This is a genomic window from Microbacterium sp. E-13 (assembly GCF_049912955.1).
GTDB lineage: Bacteria > Actinomycetota > Actinomycetes > Actinomycetales > Microbacteriaceae > Microbacterium.
In genome coordinates this window covers 3,665,379-3,680,963 of the sequence record NZ_CP183973.1, presented here as the reverse complement: position 1 = coordinate 3,680,963, position 15,585 = coordinate 3,665,379, and the positions used below count along the sequence as shown (strand labels likewise).

The 15,585-nt window shown below is 72.3% G+C and carries 17 protein-coding genes; 11 read left to right on the top strand and 6 right to left on the bottom strand.

Annotated features, from left to right (window positions below; all coding sequences use genetic code 11):
* The first annotated feature begins 149 nt into the window (after positions 1-149).
* From ACN9MP_RS17055 to ACN9MP_RS17025, 7 genes are all read left to right on the top strand, one after another.
* Positions 150-926 (top strand): electron transfer flavoprotein subunit beta/FixA family protein, encoded by a 777-nt coding sequence (locus tag ACN9MP_RS17055; RefSeq protein WP_426322154.1) that lies wholly within the window; start codon positions 150-152, stop codon positions 924-926.
* A 10-nt stretch (positions 927-936) separates the two neighbouring features.
* Positions 937-1,902: an electron transfer flavoprotein subunit alpha/FixB family protein gene (locus ACN9MP_RS17050; protein WP_426322152.1), complete on the top strand. Its 966-nt coding sequence runs from the start codon at positions 937-939 to the stop codon at positions 1,900-1,902.
* Between the two features lie 5 nt (positions 1,903-1,907).
* Positions 1,908-3,746, top strand: a complete 1,839-nt coding sequence (locus tag ACN9MP_RS17045) for a cytochrome b/b6 domain-containing protein (RefSeq protein WP_426322151.1) — start codon at positions 1,908-1,910, stop codon at positions 3,744-3,746.
* Between the two features lie 28 nt (positions 3,747-3,774).
* Positions 3,775-4,599, top strand: coding sequence for an MBL fold metallo-hydrolase (locus tag ACN9MP_RS17040; protein ID WP_426322149.1), 825 nt, complete (start codon positions 3,775-3,777; stop codon positions 4,597-4,599).
* 102 nt (positions 4,600-4,701) lie between these two features.
* Positions 4,702-5,967, top strand: coding sequence for a histidine kinase (locus ACN9MP_RS17035; protein ID WP_426322147.1), 1,266 nt, complete (start codon positions 4,702-4,704; stop codon positions 5,965-5,967).
* Positions 5,955-6,665 carry a response regulator gene (locus ACN9MP_RS17030; protein ID WP_426322145.1) on the top strand — a complete coding sequence of 237 codons (711 nt, stop codon included), beginning with the start codon at positions 5,955-5,957 and terminating at the stop codon, positions 6,663-6,665. Before ACN9MP_RS17035 ends, ACN9MP_RS17030 begins: the two co-directional genes overlap by 13 nt.
* Complete coding sequence (locus ACN9MP_RS17025) at positions 6,662-7,540, top strand: hypothetical protein (protein WP_426322143.1); 879 nt, start codon at positions 6,662-6,664, stop codon at positions 7,538-7,540. Before ACN9MP_RS17030 ends, ACN9MP_RS17025 begins: the two co-directional genes overlap by 4 nt.
* A gap of 112 nt (positions 7,541-7,652) precedes the next feature.
* Here ACN9MP_RS17025 and cofE read toward each other — a convergent pair whose 3' ends face one another.
* Positions 7,653-8,429, bottom strand: coding sequence for a coenzyme F420-0:L-glutamate ligase (gene cofE / locus ACN9MP_RS17020; protein WP_426322141.1), 777 nt, complete (start codon positions 8,427-8,429; stop codon positions 7,653-7,655).
* Positions 8,430-8,527: 98 nt separating this feature from the next.
* A complete protein-coding gene (locus ACN9MP_RS17015) occupies positions 8,528-9,034 on the bottom strand; it encodes a GNAT family N-acetyltransferase (protein WP_426322139.1) in 507 nt (168 codons plus the stop codon).
* A 177-nt stretch (positions 9,035-9,211) separates the two neighbouring features.
* Between ACN9MP_RS17015 and ACN9MP_RS17010 the strand changes: the two genes are divergently transcribed.
* Complete coding sequence (locus ACN9MP_RS17010) at positions 9,212-9,772, top strand: thioesterase family protein (RefSeq protein ID WP_426322137.1); 561 nt, start codon at positions 9,212-9,214, stop codon at positions 9,770-9,772.
* 45 nt (positions 9,773-9,817) lie between these two features.
* Here ACN9MP_RS17010 and ACN9MP_RS17005 read toward each other — a convergent pair whose 3' ends face one another.
* Positions 9,818-10,129: an ATP-dependent DNA ligase gene (locus tag ACN9MP_RS17005; protein WP_426322136.1), complete on the bottom strand. Its 312-nt coding sequence runs from the start codon at positions 10,127-10,129 to the stop codon at positions 9,818-9,820.
* Between the two features lie 138 nt (positions 10,130-10,267).
* On the opposite strand from ACN9MP_RS17005, the gene ACN9MP_RS17000 reads away from it, so the two are divergent.
* On the top strand, positions 10,268-11,056 hold the full coding sequence (locus tag ACN9MP_RS17000) for an EAL domain-containing protein (protein ID WP_426322134.1): 789 nt from the start codon (positions 10,268-10,270) through the stop codon (positions 11,054-11,056).
* A gap of 62 nt (positions 11,057-11,118) precedes the next feature.
* Here ACN9MP_RS17000 and ACN9MP_RS16995 read toward each other — a convergent pair whose 3' ends face one another.
* Positions 11,119-11,376, bottom strand: coding sequence for a hypothetical protein (locus ACN9MP_RS16995; protein WP_426322132.1), 258 nt, complete (start codon positions 11,374-11,376; stop codon positions 11,119-11,121).
* A gap of 42 nt (positions 11,377-11,418) precedes the next feature.
* Between ACN9MP_RS16995 and ACN9MP_RS16990 the strand changes: the two genes are divergently transcribed.
* Entirely contained in the window at positions 11,419-11,721 is a 303-nt protein-coding gene (locus tag ACN9MP_RS16990; RefSeq protein ID WP_426322130.1) for a hypothetical protein, read from the top strand.
* A 55-nt stretch (positions 11,722-11,776) separates the two neighbouring features.
* Here ACN9MP_RS16990 and ACN9MP_RS16985 read toward each other — a convergent pair whose 3' ends face one another.
* The gene (locus tag ACN9MP_RS16985) at positions 11,777-13,726 is read right to left on the bottom strand and encodes a diguanylate cyclase domain-containing protein (RefSeq protein ID WP_426322128.1); all 1,950 of its coding nucleotides are present in this window, start codon (positions 13,724-13,726) and stop codon (positions 11,777-11,779) included.
* 221 nt (positions 13,727-13,947) lie between these two features.
* Between ACN9MP_RS16985 and ACN9MP_RS16980 the strand changes: the two genes are divergently transcribed.
* Positions 13,948-14,586, top strand: a complete 639-nt coding sequence (locus ACN9MP_RS16980; RefSeq protein WP_426322126.1) for a hypothetical protein — start codon at positions 13,948-13,950, stop codon at positions 14,584-14,586.
* Positions 14,587-14,643: 57 nt separating this feature from the next.
* On the opposite strand, the gene ACN9MP_RS16975 is transcribed toward ACN9MP_RS16980, so the two are convergent.
* On the bottom strand, positions 14,644-15,540 hold the full coding sequence (locus ACN9MP_RS16975) for a LysR family transcriptional regulator (protein WP_426326092.1): 897 nt from the start codon (positions 15,538-15,540) through the stop codon (positions 14,644-14,646).
* Positions 15,541-15,585 lie beyond the last annotated feature (45 nt).

Here is a 15,585-nt window from a genome sequence, read left to right as displayed (position 1 = left end):
CTCTTTACCGTAGCGGTCGGCAAGTCCCCCTTCCGCTCACCAGTGTGTATACATTCTGCGTGTCTCCGGCCGCTCGCTACAGGCGCGCAACTCTCGATTGGGTACATTACGCGCCGCACCATAAACTCGTCCCAGCGTGAGGAGATCGTATGAAGATCGTCGTCCTGGTCAAAGAAGTCCCGGATACCTACGGGGACCGCAAACTGTCGCTGGAGACCGGCCTGGCCGATCGCGCCGCGAGTGACACCGTGCTCGATGAGATCGGTGAACGAGCGCTGGAGGTGGCGTTGTCGTATGCCGACAAGACGCCGGGCACCGAGGTGGTGGTGTTGTCGATGGCGCCGGAGTCGGCGCACGCGACGGTCCGCAAGGGGCTCGCGATGGGCGCGGGGTCGGCGGTGCAGGTCGTGGACGAGGCGCTGCTGGGTGCCGATCTGGGATTGACGGCGGAGGTGCTGGCGGCGGCACTGCAGCGCACCGGGTTCGATCTGGTGATCGCGGGCAACCAGTCCACCGACGGCGTGGGCGGCGTGCTGCCGGTGATGATCGCGGAGATCCTCGACGTGCCGAGCGCGACGTACCTGAGCGCGGTGGACATCGGCGAGGATGCCGTGTCGGGCACGCGCGCGTCGGACGGTGCGACGGCTCAGGTGTCGGCGGCGCTGCCGGCGGTGATCTCGATCACGGAGGCGCTGCCGGATGCCCGGTTCCCCAACTTCAAGGGCATCATGGCGGCGAAGAAGAAGCCGTTCGAGACGTTGTCGCTGGCCGAGCTGGAGGTGGAGCCGCACGACCCGGACGCGTCGCGGTCGATCGTGATCGGGCTCAGCGAGAAGCCGCCGCGGCAGGCGGGTGTGAAGATCGTCGACGAGGGCGACGCCGGGCAGCAGCTCGCGGAGTTCCTCGTTCAGAACCGGCTTGCGTAAGGGACGTGCCATGACGTTTGCAGATGACTCGATCCTGGTCTTCCTCGACACCACGCCCTCGGGCGCTCTGGCGAAGTCCGCCGCGGAGCTGCTGGGTGCGGCCAAGCTGGTGGGCACGCCGGTCGCGGTGGTCGTGGGCGATGAGAAGCTGGCGGCGGATGCTGCCGCCCTGGGCGCGGTCACGGTGCTGGTCGCCGCGCCCGGCGAGGGCCTGAGCGTGCCTGCGGTGGACGCCCTGACGTCGGCGGCCGACGAGGTGCGGCCGGACGCGGTGCTGGTGTCGCACTCGATCGAGGGCCGCGAGGTCGCGGGCCGGTTCGCGGCGCGCACCCGGTCGGGGCTCGCGGTGGACGCGGTCGGCGTCTCACGGGACGCGGAGGGTGTGGTCGCGCACCACTCGGTGTACGGCGGCGCGTACAACGTGGACGCCGCGGTGACGTGGGGTGCGCCGGTGATCACGATCCGGCAGGGATCGGTGGATGCTCGTGCCGACGCGGTCGCGGATCCCACGGTGGAGACGCTCGAGGTGCGGGCGTCGGGTCGCAAGGCGGCGACGGTGTCGTCGGTCGAGCAGGCCGTGGTGTCGTCGACGCGTCCGGAGCTGCGGGGCGCGGCGAAGGTGGTCTCGGGCGGCCGCGGTCTGGGCTCGGAGGAGAAGTTCGCGCTCGTCGAGGAGCTCGCCGACACCCTCGGTGCGGCGGTGGGCGCGTCGCGCGCCGCGGTCGACGCCGGGTACGTGCCCTACGCCTACCAGGTCGGACAGACCGGGGTGTCGGTGGCGCCGCAGCTGTACGTGGCGCTGGGCATATCGGGGGCGATCCAGCACAAGGCCGGCATGCAGACGGCGAAGACGATCGTCGCGATCAACAAGGACGCCGACGCGCCGATCTTCGAGATCGCGGACTTCGGTGTGGTGGGCGACCTGTTCCAGGTGGTGCCGCAGCTGATCGCCGCCCTCGAGGCGAAGAAGGCGTAAAGCGGATGGCGACGTACGGTTCTGCGGTGCGGCGCGGTCTGCCGCGCACCCCCGGCGGCCAGCCGTGGCCGCCCGCCGCCCAGGCCCCGATGACGAACGGCAACGGTTCGGCGGCCGCGCCGGCCGCCGGGGCGGGCGAGGCGCCGGTCGCCGGGTTCGCGCCGGTCGACGCGCCGGGCGCCGCGCCGGGCGCGGGGCCCGTCGAGGTGGCGCGTCACGCGGGATCGGATGCCGCCACCCCGCGTGTCGTGACACCTGAGGCGCCCGCCGCCGCGGCGGCCGGCGGGCGTGCGATCCGTCGCGGCCTGCCGCGTGTGCCCGGCGGTGAGCCGTGGCCGCCGGCATCCGCGATCCCCGCCGCGGCGAAGCTGGCGGCGAAGGGGTCGGCTGTGGCCGCGACCGAGGCCCCGGAGCGGTCGGAAGCGACACCTTCGCAGGCCGTGACCCCCGTGGAGGTGGCGCCCGTGGTCGCTGCGAGCACGGCGACCCGGCCCGAGGCGACACCTTCAGAGGCCGCGGCTCCGGTGGAGGTGGCCGCCGTGGTGACGCAACACGCCGGTGGGAAGGCGCTGCGGCGCGGGCTGCCGCGCACCCCCGGCGGGGACCCGTGGCCCCCGGCCGGGTTCGCGCCCGCCGCTCCCGCCGCGCCGGCCGCGCCGGCCGCTCCCGCACCCGTGCCGGTGACGGATGCCGCACCCGCGCCGGCTGCGCAGGCACGGGCGGGATCTGCGGCCGGGGTGGCAGCATCCGTCCCCGCCGCGGCCGTGCCCGCCGCGGCCGGGGTGGCAGCATCCGTCCCCGCCGCGACCGTGCCGGCCACGGCGACCGGCGTGCCGCTGGACCGTCCGCTGCCGTTCACCCGCACCGTGTGGGCGGGCGCGAACGCGCACACCAGGCCTGCTCCCCGGCCCGAGCCGGAGCGGATCGGCCCGTTCACGAAACTGCAGTGGGCCGGTGCGGTGATCGTCGGCGGCGCCGGACTGCTGATCGCCGCCGGCCTGGCCGTGCTGGCGGTGCGCTGGTTCTTGAGCCTGGAGGTCATGCAGGACTTCCTCGCCACCTACCCGGGTGAGTACCACCTGCCCGAGGGGGCACCGGTCGGGTTGCCGGCGTGGCTGGGCTGGCAGCACTTCTTCAACGTGTTCCTGATGGTGCTGATCATCCGCTCGGGCCTGCGGGTGCGCACCGAGAAGAGGCCCAGCGTGTTCTGGTCGCCGCGCAACAACGGCCGGCGCAAGATCAGCCTGAACCTGTGGTTCCACCAGTCGCTCGACATCCTGTGGCTGGTCAACGGGGTCATCTTCGTGGTGCTGCTGTTCGTCACCGGGCAGTGGATGAGGATCGTCCCCACCAGCTGGGAAGTGATCCCCAACGCCGTCAGCGCGGCCCTGCAGTACGTGTCGCTGGACTGGCCGACCGAGAACGGCTGGGTGAACTACAACGCGCTGCAGCAGCTGGCGTACTTCGCCACAGTGTTCATCGCCGCCCCGCTGGCCGCGATCACCGGCGTGCGCATGTCGGGCGTGTGGCCCAAGAATGCCGCTGGCCTGAACAAGGCGTACCCGGTGGAGTGGGCCCGCGCGGTGCACTTCCCGGTGATGCTGTACTTCGTGGCGTTCATCGCGATCCACGTGTTCCTGGTGTTCGCCACCGGGGCGCTGCGCAACCTCAACCACATGTACGCCGCGCAGGGCAGCGTGGACCCCGACGCCTACGCCGACAACTGGACGGGGTTCTGGTTCTTCGCCCTGTCCCTCGTCGTCATCGCCGCCGCCTGGATCGCCGCCCGCCCGCTCGTGCTGGCACCGATCGCCCGGCTGTTCGGAAAGGTCTCCGGGCGCTGACCCGGCGACCGGTGCAAAGGCGGGACGCATGACCGAACCGGTCGAGCAGTGGACGACCCTCGTCACCCGTGTGCGGGCGTCCAACCCCGGGCCGATGACGCTCGACGGCACCAACTCGCTCGTGATCCGCGCCCCCGGCCACGACGGCGTCGTCGTCGTGGACCCGGGGCCGGAAGAGCCGGAGCACCTGGAGCGGCTGGCCGGTTACGCACCCGTCGAGCTGATCCTGGTGACGCACCACCACCGGGACCACACCGAGGGGATCGGCACGCTCGTGGCGATGACGGGTGCCCCGGTGCGCGCGTGGGACCCGGCCTTCTCCCGCGACGCCGCGCCGCTCGGCGACGGCGAGCGGCTGGACGTCGCCGGCACCCGCATCCGGGTCGTGGCGACCCCCGGCCACACCCGGGACTCGATCTCGCTGCATCTGCCCGACGACGCCGCGCTCGGCCGTTCCCCGCTCGACAGCCCTCGCGCCGGCGGAACGATGGTGACCGGCGATACGATCCTCGGTCGCGGCACGACCGTGATCGTGCATCCCGACGGCGCCGTGGGCCCATACCTGGACTCGCTCGACACCCTCGAGGGGTTCGGCGCCATCCCCGCTCTCCCGGCGCACGGGCCGATGCTCCCCGACCTCGCCGCGATCTGCCGGCACTACCGGGGTCATCGGCAGCTGCGCCTCGACCAGATGCGCGACGTCCTGCGGTCGCTCGGCGCCGCGCCCGCCGACGATCCCGCGCTGGTCGACGTCGTCGTCGACCATGTGTACGGCGAGATCGACCCCGAGGTGCGCTTCGCCGCGGTGGCGTCCACCCGCGCGCAGCTGGAATATCTCGCCGCGATCCTGTGATCACGCCGGTCGGCGCGGTGCGCTCGACCGGGGGATAACCCGAAGGCAAGACTCGGGATGGCTCAGGCGCGCCGGCCGCCGCGCGCGCCTACCGTAAGGGGCATGACCTCCTCGGACTCTCCCTCCGTCCGCCCGGTGACGCGGCCCGCACAGGTGGCGGGCGCGATCGCGCAGCTGGCGGCCCTCGGCGTCGTCGGCGCGGCGGCCTTCTCCCTCCTGTTCACCCTGCTGGGCCTCGGCGTCGGCCTCCTCTTCGTCGTCGGCATCGGCCTGCTGGTGCTGGTGGCCCTCGTCTACGTGCTGTTCGCGCTCGGCTGGCTCGAGACGCAGCGCGTCGACGGCCTCTACCGCTTCGGCCTCCCGCCGCTGCGGCCCCGATCCAGCGGACGGCCCGGCTTCGGCGGCTGGCTGCGCACCCTGTGGCTCCAGACCATCGACCTCGGAACATGGCGGGCGATCGCCGACCTCGCGATCGCCACGATCCTGGGCTGGGTCGTGGTCGCGCTCGCCGGACTCCTCGTCTCGGGCGCCGTGCTCGCGTTCGCGCCGCTGTTCGCCGAGGCGAGCTCGGTGCGCCTCGCCCGGACGGGCATCGAGGTGCCGGTCTCGTGGGCGGTGCCCGTCGGCATCGTCGCCGTGCTCGTCTCGGCCGCCGGCATCATCGGACTCGGCGTGCTCCACGGCATCATCGCCCGCGCCATCATGGTCCCCTCGCGCGAGGCCCAGCTCGCGGAGGCGGCCCGCACCTCCAGCCGGCAGCACGCCGGCGCCGTGCGCGCCGCCGATGTGGAGCGCACGCGCATCGAGCGCGACCTCCACGACGGCGTCCAGCCCCGGCTGGTGTCGGTGGGCATGACGCTCGGCCTCGCGCAGCAGAAGATCGACGCCGACCCCGAAGCAGCGAAGGCCCTCATCACCGAGGCGCACACCTCGACCAAGGCGGCCATCACCGAGCTGCGGCAGCTGGCCCGCGGCATCCACACGTCCGTCCTCGACGATCGCGGACTCGACGCCGCGCTGTCGGCCCTCGTCGCCCGCTCGGTGGTGCCGGTGCACATGGACGTGCGGCTCGACGGGCGCTGCAGCCGCGACACCGAGGCGGCGGCGTACTTCGCGATCGCCGAGGCGCTCACGAACGCCGCGAAGCACAGCCGGGCGACCGAGGTCCGGCTGGTGGTGCGGCTGCGTGAGCCGGGCGTGCTGTGGGCCCGGGTCGAGGACAACGGCGTGGGCGGCGCCCGCGTCGTTGCCGGCGGCGGCCTCGACGGGATCGTCAACCGCGTCCTCGCGGCCGGCGGCGAGGCCCGCATCGACAGCCCGGCCGGGGGACCCACCAGCGTGGAGGTGAGCATCCCGTGCGCATCCTGATCTGCGAGGACTCGGCGCTGCTGCGCGCCGGCCTCGTGCGCGTGCTCGAAGACGCGGGCCACGAGGTGGTCGCGGCCCTGCCCGACGCGGCGAGCCTCGATGAGACGGTCGACCGCACCGGCCCCGAGCTCTGCATCCTCGACGTCCGCCTCCCCCCGACGTGGACCGACGAGGGCATCCGCGCCGCGATGGGACTGCGGGCCCGCCTCCCGGAGCTCGCGGTGCTCGTGCTCTCGCAGTACGTCGAGGAGCGCTACGCCGCCGACCTCATCTCGTCCCGCGGCGGGGCGATCGGCTACCTGCTGAAAGACCGCGTCGCCGACGTCGGCGACTTCCTGGAGGCGATCGAGCGGATCGCGGCAGGCTCCACGGTGCTCGACCCGGAGGTCGTGGCGCAGCTGCTCAGCCGGCGGACCAGGGACGAACGGATGCTGCGCCTCACCGAACGCGAGTCGTCCGTGCTGGCCCTGATCGCCGAGGGCCGCTCCAATCAGGCGATCGCGAAGACGCTGCACATCACGGAGGGCAGCGTCGAGAAGCACATCACGGCCGTCTTCCAGAAGCTGGACCTCGAACCCGACGAATCGGGCAACCGCCGTGTGCTGGCGGCGCTCGCCCACCTCGAGCACGGCGGCGCCACGCCGCCCGCTCCCATCCCACCCAGCGGCCGCGGGCCGCAGACAGGAACGAACCGATGAGCACGACCGTCACCCCTCCGCCGTCGACCCCCGCCCCTCCGCCCCCGGCGCCCGGGCGCCCCGCCGATGACCCGCGTCGGCCCGACGGCGGGTCCCGCGTGGTCGCGATCATCGTGATCGTGATCGGCGTGATCGTGCTCGTGGGCGCGATGATCTCGGCCGCCGTCGGCACCATCGCGTCGGCATCCGTCCACACCACCACGCACAGCGTCGATGCCGCCGGTGTGAACGAGCTCGCCGTCGACACGGCGGCCGGCAGCCTGCGCGTCGAGTTCGCCGACGTGCGCGAGGCCGAGCTCGAGGTCACCGGATCGTGGGGCGCGAACGACTGGCGTCTCGAGCGCACGGGCGACACCCTGGAGGTGTCTTCGCCCGACCGCTTCCGCTGGTTCGGCTGGGGCGGATGGTTCGGCGATCAGCGCACCGACGGCGTGCTGCGCCTGCCTTCGTCGCTCGAGGGCCTCGACGCCGACATCTCGCTCGCGGCCGGCGACTTCCAGGCCGACGGCGACTTCGGTGCGCTGGGCCTGTCGCTCGCGGCCGGGTCGTTCGACGTCTCGGGTGCTGCCGAGTCGGTCGTGGCCGACGTCAGCGCCGGCCGCGGCACCCTCGAGATCGACGGGGCGAGCACCGCCGACCTGACGGTGAGCGCCGGGGCGCTCGACGCCGCTCTGACCGGAGCCCAGCCGGACTCGGTCGAGATCGACGTCAGCGCCGGCTCGCTGAACCTCACGGTTCCCGAGGGGGAGTACGACGTCGACTCCGACGTCTCAGCCGGGGGCTTCGACAACGGCATCGGCTCGACGCCCGGCGCATCCAGCACGATCCAGGTGCAGGTCTCGGCAGGCGAGGCCGTGCTGAAGTCCTCCCGCTGACGTCCGGGGCGGCGGCAGGGCCGGGCGCCCGCCGAGAAGCCACGTACGCGGTGAGAAATCACCGCGCGCGTGGTTTCTCCGCGCGGCTGCGGCTTCTCGCCGACACAGCCCTTCAGCCGGAGACGGATGCCGCGCCGGCGGCGAAGCCCGCGGCGTAGGCCTCGTCGGCGCCGACGCGGAACATGTCGCGCTCCAGCGGGCGCACGATGGAGCGCGCGCCCGGCAGATCCAGCCCCCCGACGAGGTCGCCTCGCCCGCGGACGACCGCGACCGGCCGCCGGGAGGCCTTGCCCTTGACGAGGTCCGCCGCCGCTGCCAGCTCGTCGGCGACGCACGGCATGGTGACGACGAGCGGCCGGCCCTCGGCATCCGTTCCGCCGCGCAGGTCTTCGAAGACCTGCACGCCGCCGGCGCCGATCGCGTGGTCGGTCTGGCCCTCCCGCCACGCGCGGCCGAGGGTGTCCGAGACGATGACGCCGACCCGCAGGCCAAGTCGCTCGCGCAGGCCGGCCGCGATCGCGCGCGCGGATGCGTCGGGGTCGAGCGGCAGCAGCAGCACGGTGCCCTCGGGGGTGTTCGACGCATCCACGCCGGCGGCGGCCGACACCATGCCGAGACGGTTCTCGACGATGCGGGTGGTGAAGCCCGTGGGACTCGTGCGGGATGCCACGACCCGCACCGTCTCGGCGGTGATGGCGTCTTCGCGGTCGTCGGCGGTGACGAAGCGCCCCTCGGCCTTCGACACGATCTTCGAGGTGACGACCAGGATGTCGCCGTCGGCGAGGTCGCCAGCCGCCGCCCGGGCGATGAGGTCCACGAGGTCGGCCCCCGCCTCGATCTCGGGGATTCCCTCGAGAGGCCAGACGGTGAGAGCGGTGCGGGGAGGCATGTCTCCAGTCTTCCCGATCGGGGAGCTCGATCGCGCCGTCCCGGGGAAACGCGGGGGGCGTGCCCGGCCAACCGGACACGCCCCCAGACAGCGATGGATCAGCGCACGAAGCGCACCTCGGTGAGCGTCTCGCCGAGGAAGGGCTCGGTGTGCGTGGCGCCGTCGAGCGTGAACCCGTTGCGGGCGTAGAAGCGGTGCGCGCGGGGGTTGTCGTCGGCGACCCACAGATAGAGTCCCTCGGCCGGCTCGACGACCGCGTCGAAGAGCCTCTGGCCGATGCCGGTGCCGTGGAACTGGTCGAGCAGGTAGATGAAGTAGAGCTCGCGGAATCGCGGGGCGTCCTTGTCGCGGGCCGGACCGGAGCCGGCGAAACCGACGATCTCGCCGTTCACGAGGGCGGCGAACATCTTGAACTCGGGGCCCTGGACCGCCCAGTGCGTCCAGAGCTCGGCGAGGCGCTTGGGTGAGACCGCCTCCAGGGCGGCGCGGCTGATGAGGTGGTCGTACGTCTCGTGCCAGCACGTCGCGTGCACGCGACCGAGGGCCTCCGCATCGACGTCCCGCACCGGACGGACGACGATGTCGGTCTGGGTTTCGGCTTCCATGGGCCAGACTCTACGCGGCTCGGCGCGAGACCCGAAATCGAGCCGACACCCGGTGGACAACCCCCTGGCGAACGGATGCCGCCGCCCCTGCGCAACTCGGAGAACCACGGTCCCGCGACTGTCGGAAATCGACAACCGACTCGGCATGCTCCGCGAGGATCGCTACGATCGCACCTCGTGAACGTGCTCTGGCGGACCCTGATCGTGATGCTCACCGCGCGCCGGCGCATGCGCCGCGGGGGGCGGCTGGGCCCGACCGAGATCGGACGTGTCCGGCTCACGACGCTCCCCACCGACATCGACCTCCTGCGGCACATGAACAACGGCCGCTATCTGTCGCTGTTCGACCTGGGACGCTGGGACCTGCTCGTGCGCACGGGGCTGTGGGACGTCATGAAGGCCCGCGGCTGGTACGCCGTGGTGTCGAGTGAGACGGTGACGTTCCGCAAGTCGCTGAACCTCTGGCAGCGGTTCGACCTCGAGTCGCGGATGATCGGGCACGACGACAAGGCGGTCTATCTCGAGCACCGCGCCGTCGTCGACGGCGAGGTCTACGCCCGTGCGATCATCCGGGCCCGCATGATGAAGCGGTCCGGCGGGACGCTGTCGCACGAAGAGCTGTTCGCGGCCGTCGGGCGACCGGAGGGCGTGCCAGAGGTGGAGGAGTGGGTGCACGAGTGGGCCGCGGCATCCGCTCTGCCCCCCACGCGTGCCGAGGCGCCCAGCGTCTGGCGCTGACGCCCGGGGCCTTCGCGGCCTGGCGGACCGGTCAGCTCAGGTTCATCAGGCGCCGGAAGGTCCGTCGGGTTCAGGTACGAGCGTCAGCCCGCCCGGAGAGTTCGCCGACTTGGTGAGCGCCTCGATCCACCCGGGATTGAGCCGCGGCTGCCGCCCGCCGAAGTACTCGAAGGTGAGCGAGACGCTGGGGCTCAGCCAGATCGACGTGCGGCCCAAGCCGCTGCGCTGCGGATCGGTCCAGGTGAACGGGAAGGACTCGCCTCGGCGCAGCTTGGCCCAGATGACCGTCTGCAAGTGCGCGAGAACGCGATCGTCGAAAGAACTGGTGACCCGAGAGTCGTAGGTGAGGGTGCCCATCGCCTCTAGATTAGCCGTCGCGGCGGTCATCGCGGCGATCCGAAACGGGTATTCCGACGACGCGGTGGCGGATTATACGCATTCTTGCGCTCCGTGTCTGGTGTTGCACCGCGCGGCTCGCTCGCCGACCCTGGTGGAATGGTCAGTTCGCCCCAGCTCACACGGGACCTGCGTACGGCGCTGTCGGCGGGAGAGTTGTCGATCGCGTTCCAGCCCCAGTACGACCTTCAGTCGTCCACCGAGCCGGGGCTCTTGTCACCGTCGCCGGTCGCAGTCGAAGCTCTCTGCCGGTGGAGGCATTCGCTTCTGGGCACCGTCTCGCCCGAACGGTTCATCCCTCTCGCCGAGCACGGGAACTTCCTCGACGAGGTGGACGCGCACGTCTTCGGGCGCGCCGCGGAGACGGTCGCCCGGTGGCGCAGTGCGGGTCATGCCGTGGGACTCGCGGTGAACGCGTCCCCGGCTCATTTCTCGACGGCTTACGCCGACGCGGTCATCGCGCGCCTCGACGAGATCGACCTCGACCCGCGCGCCGTGACGATCGAGATCACCGAGGCCCCCCTGCCGCAGCTGCGCCCGCCGATGCTCTCGGCGATCGAGTCGCTCCAGGCGGCGGGTGTCGCCATCTCGGTGGACGACTTCGCCGCGGTGGACACCACCGTCGGGATGCTCGAGACGATTCCCATCGACGAGGTCAAGATCGACCGCTCGCTCACACAGCGAACGGATTCCGCAGCCGACGACGTGATCGCAGCCGTCGTGGCCAGCAGCGCCGACCACGGCTGGCGGGTGGTGGCCGAAGGGATCGAGACCCTGGCCGACCTCGAGCGTTCCGTCGCGCGCGGCTGCGACCGCGGACAGGGTTTCCTGTGGGGGCAGCCGCTTCCGGTCGAGGGAATGGAAGAGCTGCTCGTCGTCCCGCACTGAGTCGTCCGGCCCGGCGACGCTCGTCAGCCGCCCGAGGCTCGCGCGCGCCGCGCCTCAGCGCCTCAGAGTTCGTAGTCGGGGACGTCGTCCACCGGCTCGTCGGACTGCGGACCGGAGTCGCCGACCTCGAACTGCGACCACGTCACCGGCATGCCGGGGGAGAACAGGATGTCGACGCCTGGGCCCCCGCGCAGCGGGGGGACGTTGACGTAGCCGCCGCCGGCCTTGATCGCCTCGAGGATCTTGCCCTTGAGCTCGGAGACGGGGTCGGGGAGGAAGTAGTCGCGTCCGTCGACGGTCAGTCTGTTCACGATCGCCATGGCCCCACAGTACCCCGGCCCGGGGCGCCGTAGGATCGAAGCGTGGGCACACTTCACTACGGCTCTCCGCCGGCGTCGTTCAAGATCGACGATCGCACCCTCGCGCACGTCGAACTGGTCATCATGGCCAAGCTCCGTCGCCGGGAGAACCTGTCCTTCGCCATCGTCGACGAGAAGACGTCGCTGCGTCAGGCGCTGTGGATCTCTCCCGTGACCACGCTGCGCTTCGAGTACGACGCCCCCATGCCCGAGATCAACCGGCTGTGGCTGCAGGAGCTCGTCGACACGGCGAACTCGTCGAGCGGCCTGCGCATCGTTCCCGAGCCGGAGCTGCCGGAACGCTGAGCCCTCCGACGCCGGCCGAGACCGCTGGCGTCACGGTGCCGACGCCGCCCCCGGGTCACGCTGAGACGCGGCCCCCGCCGTCGCGCTTGGCCCGGTACATGGCCGCGTCCGCGGCATCCAGCAGCTCCGCCGGTGCGATGCCCCGCTCGGCGGCGACGATGCCGGCCGACCCGTGCACACGCACCTCGGCATCCCGCACGACGATGGGCTCGGTGATCGCCGCCAGTGCCCGGCTGGCGATCACGGCGGCTTCTTCGGGCCCGGCGTCCACGCACACGATGACGAACTCATCCCCGCCGAGCCGTACGACGACGTCCGAGCTGCGGGCCGCGCCGCTGAGGCGCCGGCCGATGGTCGCGAGCACCGCATCTCCCATCTCGTGGCCGTGGCTGTCGTTGACCAGCTTGAAGCCGTCGAGGTCGAAGAAGACCACCGCGACCGGCTTTCCGGAGCCGACCAGCTCGTCCAGCCGGTCGTACAGGAACCGGCGGTTGTGCAGCCCGGTGAGGGCGTCCCGCAGGGCCAGCTCCGCCAGCTCCGCCTGCGTCCGCGCGGCGATGGCGGCGCGGATCTCGTCGCCGAGGTCGAAGGCATCCTGCGCGTGCTCGCCCCACGGCAGACTGCGGCCCGTGACGCTCTCGCGCCACGCCGAGAACGATCTCCGGGGCGACAGGGGCGAGTCGCGATTGCCGGGCCGCTGGTCGCCGAGCCAGTCGACGGTGCGCGAGACCTCGCTGCGCACGAAGACCAGGGCGTCGCCCTCCGCCCCGACCGGGACGACGAGGAGCCCGGTGACCCCGGGGATCTCCACCGCGAGCTCCGGCCGCTCCAGCGGGAGCGCCTCCGAGACGTGTCGTCCGGGGCCGAGCTCGTCGACGACGGCGAACAGGCGGTCGGGTGCGGGGACCACGCCGACGGTGTGGAGCTCCCCGCCGATCCGCAGCAGGGCGCCGTCGGCCGGCACGGCGTCGAGCACCGTCCGCTCGCCGCCCATGAGCACCGCGCCCGCGTCGGTGCGCCCGTAGATGGGGGCGATGAGCGCGATCCGCCGCTCGCGCGCCTCCAGCTGACGGCGCAGACGCCTGATCTGCTCGGCCGCCGCGAGCTGCGTGGCGACCTGCGTCGCCATGACCTCGAGGGCGCGTCGCAGGAGCACCGGCAGGCGCCGCGGCGTGCGGTGCGCGCAGGTGAACATCCCCACGAGGCGGTCGTCGACGACGATGCCGAACGACACCGTCGAGGCCTGCCCCATGTTCCGCATGAACTCCAGATGGTGGGGCGAGACGGCTCGCAGCTCCGTCACGCCCAGGTCGACCGGCGCCTCTTCGGGAAGCAGCGTCTGCAACGCCAGGCCCGGGTCGTCGGTGGACGCGATCACGCGCGAACGCTTCTCGATGTAGAGCGCCCGTGCCTGTGCGGGGATGTCGGATGCCGGGAAGTGGAGGCCGAAGTAGGGCTCCATGTCGGGTTCCCGCTCGTCGGCGACGACCTGCCCGTGGCCGTCGTCGTGGAACTGGTAGCACATGACCCGGTCGTAGCCGGTGATGTCCTTGATCTCGCGCGCTGCCGTGCGACGCAGCTCGCCGGGATCGGAGATCCCCGCCAGCCGCTGGATCGCGCTGACCACGCCGGTGCGCACGTAGTCCATGCCCGGCACGGCGGGTTCGAGCTCCAGGAGGAGGGGCGACGTGCCGCGATGCGCGATCACGTCGTAGACGGCTCCCTCGAACTCCCCGCGCACCGGGTCGAGCGCCGCGCCGTGGCCGATCGCCCAGGTGAGCACCTCGCTGCCCGCCTCGCGCAGGTCGCGACCGAGCCATTGCTCGGCGTTCTCACTGGCGACGACCACGACGCCGGTGGTCTCATCGATGCCGAACAGCACGCCGTGCGACTGGATGCGCCCGATGGTGCGGATGGGCTCCGCAGAGCACTGTTCGAGCCGGAGCAGCTCGGCATCGTCGCGGGGAGGGTCATCGTCGAACGTGAGCGAGGGAAGGTCTGTCAACGATGGCCCTTCGGTGCGCGGCGGGCGACGTGCCCGCGGCGAGGGATACAGCCTACGTGCGAGAACCCCGATGCGAACGCGAATGCGCGCATTGCGAACCGCGCCCGCGCGGCTAGCGCACGCGCGACGGCCGCGCAATGGGTTTGCGGCCCCTCGTCCGGCGCGGTTCGCTGACGGTGGTGGCGCTGGTACCCCCGCCGGCGCCGGAGGGAGGAGGGGACGTGGACACAACCACCCTCATCTGGATCATCGTCGGCATCGTGATCGTCATCGTGATCGTCGTGGTCGCGCTGCTCCTCACGAGCCGCGGGCGCCGCAACCGCCGCGCCGAAATGCAGCACGACCGCGCAGAGAAGCTCCGCGCCGACGCGCGGGAGTCGGAGATGAAGGCGCGCGAGCACGAGGCGGAGGTCGCGCAGGCTCGCGCCGACGCGGCTGCGGCCGCTGCGGCGGCCGAACAGGCCAAGGCCCGTGCCGCTCAGGCGTCGATCGACGCCGACAAGCGACTGGGCGACATCGACGAGCACGCGGCGGACGCCGAGAAGCATCGCGCGGAGCAGGAGAGGATCCTGCGCAAGGCGGACGACGTCGATCCCTACGTGAGCGAAGGAACCGCCACCCGCCCGGTAGCCGACGCGCAGGCGCGCGATGACGCACGGACGGATGCGCGTCAGGACGGGCGGGCGGATGTCCCGGCCGACGCGCGGGCCGACACCGGCCGCGACGTCCCGGCCGGCACCACGGCCGACACCACCCGCCGCGAGTATCGCGACGACGACGGCGTGACCGGGGTCGGCGCATCGCAGCGCGACGTCACCGCGGACGACGCGCCGCGGACCCGCCGCAACGACGGCGTCTGACCCTACGACGGGAGCGGGAACCCGGGCTCTGCCCGGGGGCCCGCTTCCTCGTCGCGGTCAGACGTCGTCGCGGGCGCTGGGCGGGAAGGCGTCGTGCAGCGCACGGCGAACTTCGACGATGCCGGCGCGCGGAGCCGACGAGGTGCGCTGTGCGGTGAAGATCTCGCGGGCCGGTCGCCCGGGCAGGTCGACCAGCCGCAGCCGCTCGGCCGACCCCTCCCACAGCAGATCCGGCAGCACGGCCACCGCCTGCCCCGCCGCCACCAGCCGCGCGTGGGCGGAGAGGTCGGCGAGCTCGTATCGCACATCGGGCTCGAATCCGGCGGCGCGGCACTGCTGCATCGCCCACAGGCGCGCGGCGGTGCCGGCGGGCTCCATGACCCAGGGCCGCTCGCGCAGGTCGTCGAGAGAGCGGGCCGGATCGCGGGATGCCACGGCCAGACGGATCGGGTCGGTGCCGAGCGTCTCGCGCTGAAGGCCGTCGGCGAGTTCCCGCGTGTGCCCCGGGTACTGCTCGGCGATGACGAGGTCGACGCCGCGCGCCGCCAGCTCGAAGAGCCCGGCCTCGGGCGGCATCTCGACGAGCTCGACGCGCAGGTGGGGTGCGCGCTCGCCGAGCAGCCGCAGCGCGGTGGGAACGATGGCCAGGGCCGCGGTCTGCATGACGGCGACCCGCACGGGCGCCAGCCCCGGGTGCAGGGACTCGAGCTCGCCCCGCGCCTGCTCGTCCAGGTCGAGGGCGCGCGCGGCGTGCGCGGCGAGCACCCGCCCGTGCTCGGTGAGCCTCACCCGGCGGCCCTCCGGCGCGAGCAGGGCGACGCCGGCTTCCTTCTCCAGCTGGGCCAGCTGCTGCGAGATGGTGGACGGGCTGTACGACAGGGCCTCAGCGACCGCCGCGAGGGTGCCGCGCAACGCCAGTTCGTGAAGCAGGCGCAGACGGCGGAGCTCGAACACGGTCATCCCATCGAAGATTTCGATCGATATTCATCGTAGACGATC